Below are 4750 nucleotides of genomic sequence, written 5' to 3' on the forward strand. Positions count from 1 at the left end.
GCTCGTGGTCGGTCCCAGCGGCGCCGGCAAGGACACGCTGCTGCGACTGGCGCGGGCGGCGTGCGTCGATGACCCCAGCGTCGTCTTTCCGCGCCGTGTCGTCACGCGCGAATCCTCCGCCGACGAGGACAACATCGCGGTGACATCAGACGAATTCCGTCGTGCGCGCGAGCACGGCGATTTCGCGGTGCATTGGGAGGCGCACGGGCACTCCTACGCCTTGTCGACCGGGATCAACGACGATATCCGCGCCGAGCGCACGGTCGTCGTCAACGTCTCGCGCACGGTGATCTCCGCACTTCGCCAGACCTATGGGAATGTCGTGGTGGTCGCGGTCACTGCGCCACCGGAGATGTTGGCCGCCCGGCTTGCCGCGCGCGCGCGGCACAGCGACGGCAACATCGCCGAGCGCCTCACCCGCAGCGTCGACAACGCCTCGACGCCTGCCGATGTCACCATCCTCAACGCCGGCACCGCGGACTATCATAGCCGCCAGCTCCTGCGCGTGATCAGGAATCAAGGCTGGCAGGAATAGCCGGTACGGCAAGGAGAACGGAATGTCGGTGATCGAAACGGTCGAACAGCTGGAGGCCATCTACGGCGTCACCAACGATGCCTCGACCGTGAAAGTCGCAGACCACGTCACGCCGCTCTATCGGGTTTTCATCGAGAAGGCGCCGTTCGCGGCGCTCGCCACCATTGGGCCGGAAGGGATCGACTGCTCGCCGCGTGGCGATCTGCCCGGCTTCGTCCGCATCCACGATCCCAAGACGCTGATGCTGCCGGATCGCCGTGGCAACAACCGCGTCGATTCCTTGCGCAACATCGTGCGCGATCCCAGGGTGTCGCTGATGTTTCTGATCCCCGGCTCCGGCAACGCGACCCGCGTCAACGGCCGCGCCCATCTCTCGGTCGATCCCGAACTGCTGGCCTCGTTCAAGGTCGAAGGCAAGGCGCCGCGCAGCGTCATGGTGATGAATGTGGACGAAATCTACTTCCAGTGCGCCCGCGCCATCGTGCGCTCCGACCTCTGGAATCCCGACAAGCGCGTCGACCCGAAGACGCTGCCAACGCCCGGCCAGATCCTCGCCGAGATGAGCGAGAATAAGGTCGGCGGCGAAGAATACGATCGCGCCTGGCCCGCCCGCGCGGCCGCGACGATGTGGTGACCTTTCTTGGGTGAGGGGTCTCTCTCCTCACGAAAAGAATCGTAGGGTGGGCAAAGGCGCACTTGCGCCGTGCCCGCGAACTCTCTCCAGTTACACGCACATGGTGGGCACGCTTCGCTTTGCCCACCCTACAAAGCCCAGCATATCGTCGCAGCCGATGTCGGCCGCGCGAGATGAATCCGCCTGTCGGCGCTTGCTGCGAGAGAAACGCCCCAGCGCGCTCACGACAAATATGGATAGCCATTTCATTGACCGAACGCATTAATCGCTCGATATTCGGAGCATTGAAACTGCTTCTCGAGCCCAAGCTGCGATATGAGAACCGATCACCAGCGCAATCCTGATGACATGCATGCGTGCATGACGAGGCGCTGTGTCTCGGCGGCCACGGGCGCCTGTTGTTGTTGCTGACCGCCTCCTAGCACCTCCCAGCACCAAGAATCCCCAAACAGGAACGCCGAGCCATCGGCGAACGAGCAGCCATGCCCCAGACCCAGTCGAACGCCTACATCATCGAGATCCACGACCTCGCCGCCGGCATCGTCACGCGAGATGCACGCGGCTTCCGCTTCTTCTCCTCCGAGCGCCTATTCGACAGCCTCGAAGGCCGCCAGTTCCGCTCGGCGCGCGAGGCCGAACGCGCCGCACGCGCGGTGTTCTCCGAGCGGGGGAGGCGTTTGAGCTGATCAGCTTCGACGGGCGCGGACGATTGATCCTTTTCAGTTCCGTAAGGCGGCCAGCAGTTCATCAGGGCGCTCGGCCATGATCATGTGACCGGCGCCCGGCACCAGGACGGTCTTCGCATGCGGGATTGCCGCAGCGAGAGCCTTGCCGGCCTTCGCCGGTGTCATCATGTCCCGCTCGCCGAGGATCAGCGTTGTCGGCACCTTCACGCTCGCGGCGGCGGCAAGCGCATTCGCGTAGGCATTGCAGGCCGACAAATCCCTGAACAGCACGCCGGGTTCGCAAGCCTTCAGCACCGCCTGCGCGCCGCCATGCATCCATAGGCCCGGCGCGAGACTGCCGCCGAGCTCCGCGTTGAAGCCAAGGCCCCAGATCGACACCATATCGTTTGCGTCCTGCGAGTTGGCCTCGGCTGCCTTCAGCAAATCCGGGCCGACCGTCATGGTCGCGGCAGTGCCGATCAGGCTCAGCGCGGACACCTTGTCGGGATGCCGCGCGGCGGTCTCCAGCGAGATCAGCGATCCCATGGAATGGCCGATCAGATGCGCCTTCGAGCTGCCAGCCGCGTCGAGCAGCGCCGCCGTCCAGTCGGCCATCTCTGCGATGCTGCGGAGCGAAGGTCCGGCCGAGCGGCCGTGACCGGGGAGATCAGGTGCCAGCACGGCAAAGCCGTGATGGGCGAACCAGCGCGTATGCAGCGCCCAGCTCGAATGGTCGAAGCCGGCGCCATGGATGAAGGCGACCGCGGGCAGGGATTTGTCGAAGTCGCGGCCGCCGGTTGCGACAAACACATCAACGCCGTTGACGGAGAGATTCATGGTGTCAGACCTTTTGCGAGATGCGCAGCGCTTGGGCGAGATCGTCGATGATGTCGCTCGCGGTCTCGATGCCGACCGACAGCCGCACCAGCTCCTCGCCGATGCCGGCAGCCTTGAGCTGTTCGGAATCCATCTGCTGATGCGTGGTCGAGGCCGGGTGGATCACCAGCGTCTTGGCGTCGCCGACATTGGCGAGATGGCTGATCATGCGCAGGCTCTCGATGAACTTGCGGCCCGCGGGTCGCCCGCCCTTGATGCCGAAGGAGATGATCGAGCCGGCGCCGCGGGGCAGGAGCTGCTTTGCGAGCTGATAGTCCGTGTGCGTCTCCAGCGAGGGATGCAGCACCCAGTCGACGGCCTTGTTGGACTTCAGTGCCTCCAGCACGAGATGCGTGTTCTGCATGTGGCGGTCCATGCGCACGCCGAGCGTCTCGACGCCCTGCAGCAGCTGGAACGCGTTGGTCGGCGACAGGCAGGCGCCGAAATCGCGCAGGCCCTCGGTGCGCGCGCGCATGATGAAGGCGGCCGTACCGAACTGCTCGTCGAAGACGATGCCGTGATAGCCGCCATAGGGCTCGGTCAGCACGGCGAACTTTCCCGATGCGCGCCAGTCGAACCGGCCGCCGTCGACGATGGCGCCGCCGATCGCGATGCCGTGGCCGCCGATCCATTTGGTCGCGGAATGCATGACGATGTCGGCGCCGAGTTCGATCGGACGGCTCAGATAGGGCGTGGCAAAGGTGTTGTCGATCAGCAGCGGAATCTTCGCGTCATGCGCGATCTGCGCGACCTTGGGAATGTCGAGCACCTCCAGCCCCGGATTGCCGATGGTCTCGCCGATCACGAGCTTCGTGTTCGGCTTGATGGCGCTGCGGAACGCGTCGAGATCGCGCGGTTTCACAAACGTCGTGGTGATGCCGAAGCGCGGCAGCGTGTGCGCCAGCAAATTGATGGTGCCGCCATAGAGCGAGCTCGACGCCACGATGTGATCGCCGGCATTGAGCAGCGTCGCGATCGCCAGATGCAGCGCGGCCATGCCGCTCGCGGTGCAGATCGCGCCGACGCCGCCCTCCAGTGCCGCGAGCCGCTCCTCCAGCACGCCGGTGGTCGGATTGGAGATGCGCGTATAGATGTGGCCGGCGCGCTCCAGGTTGAACAGCGCAGCCGCGTGATCGGAGTCCTGGAACACGTAGGACGTGGTCTGGTAGATCGGCACCGCGCGGGCCCCGGTCGCAGGGTCCGGATGCTGGCCCGCATGCAGGCTCAGGGTCTCGAAGGCAGGCGGTTTTGGCGCGGGCATGCGTGGCCTCGTTGGGTCTGTCGGTGGTGGAGGCGTTGTGCCACAAAATGGCGCACGAAGTCAGCCCATTGATAGCGCCGTGAAGACGATGCGCTCCCTCTCCCGCTTGCGGGGGAGGGCTGGGGGTGGGGGTATCTCCGCGTCGGGATTGTCGAGGATTGCAGCGGATGTCCCTGCGTGGTGAGAGCCCTCACCCGCCGCGCTCTGCGAGCGCGTCGGCCTCTCCCGCAGGCGGGAGAGGCGAAGCAGCGCCGTCCGTGCTTAGCCGCGAATGGCCTGCTCGATGATCCGCGCCTCCCGCAGCAATATCTCCGCAACCTCCTGCTCGCGCCTTGGTCCGAGCCTCGTCCGAACGGCGGAGACCGTGATCGCCGCCGCCGGCTGCCCATCCGGGGTCTTGATCCAGGTCGAGATCGATTTCGTGCCCTGCACGAGGCCGATCTCTCTCATGTTGTAGCCTCGCCGCCGCGCCGTGGTGACATGGCTTATCACGGCGGCGACGTCGGTCTGGTACGCCTCGAACCTTTTTTCGTTCGCTGTGACGATCTTTCGCGCATCCTGCGCCGGCATCGCGGCGAGGATGGCGACGCCCGCGCTGGAGACGCCGAGCGGCCGGCGCGCGCCGATCTCGATCGACAGCACCTGGATCGGATAGACGCCGATCCTGCGGTCGACGCACAGCGTGTCGTTGCCGGTGCGAACCGTCAGGAACAGCGTGTCGCCGATCTCGGCGGAGGCACGTTGCAGCGACGGATTGGCGGCAATCAGCAGCCGCGACG

General features: G+C 65.6%; 6 protein-coding genes. 3 read left to right on the forward strand and 3 right to left on the reverse strand.

Annotation, left to right across the window (positions count from 1 at the left end; all coding sequences use genetic code 11):
- The 3 genes from phnN to MOV74_RS31440 form a co-directional block, all read left to right on the forward strand.
- A partial coding sequence (phnN, locus tag MOV74_RS31430) for a phosphonate metabolism protein/1,5-bisphosphokinase (PRPP-forming) PhnN (protein WP_246930836.1) occupies positions 1-535 on the forward strand: 535 nt, incomplete at its 5' end.
- Between the two features lie 22 nt (positions 536-557).
- Complete coding sequence (locus tag MOV74_RS31435) at positions 558-1169, forward strand: pyridoxamine 5'-phosphate oxidase family protein (protein ID WP_246930838.1); 612 nt, start codon at positions 558-560, stop codon at positions 1167-1169.
- A 482-nt stretch (positions 1170-1651) separates the two neighbouring features.
- The gene (locus MOV74_RS31440; RefSeq protein ID WP_246930840.1) at positions 1652-1855 is read left to right on the forward strand and encodes a hypothetical protein; all 204 of its coding nucleotides are present in this window, start codon (positions 1652-1654) and stop codon (positions 1853-1855) included.
- A 33-nt stretch (positions 1856-1888) separates the two neighbouring features.
- Here MOV74_RS31440 and MOV74_RS31445 read toward each other — a convergent pair whose 3' ends face one another.
- From MOV74_RS31445 to MOV74_RS31455, 3 genes are all read right to left on the reverse strand, one after another.
- Positions 1889-2671, reverse strand: a complete 783-nt coding sequence (locus MOV74_RS31445) for an alpha/beta fold hydrolase (RefSeq protein WP_246930843.1) — start codon at positions 2669-2671, stop codon at positions 1889-1891.
- Between the two features lie 4 nt (positions 2672-2675).
- On the reverse strand, positions 2676-3971 hold the full coding sequence (locus MOV74_RS31450) for an O-acetylhomoserine aminocarboxypropyltransferase (RefSeq protein WP_246930846.1): 1296 nt from the start codon (positions 3969-3971) through the stop codon (positions 2676-2678).
- Positions 3972-4232: 261 nt separating this feature from the next.
- Positions 4233-4750: IclR family transcriptional regulator C-terminal domain-containing protein (locus tag MOV74_RS31455; RefSeq protein WP_309486853.1), on the reverse strand; the 518-nt coding region annotated here is incomplete at its 5' end.

The organism is Bradyrhizobium sp. SHOUNA76 (assembly GCF_023006445.1).
GTDB lineage: Bacteria > Pseudomonadota > Alphaproteobacteria > Rhizobiales > Xanthobacteraceae > Bradyrhizobium.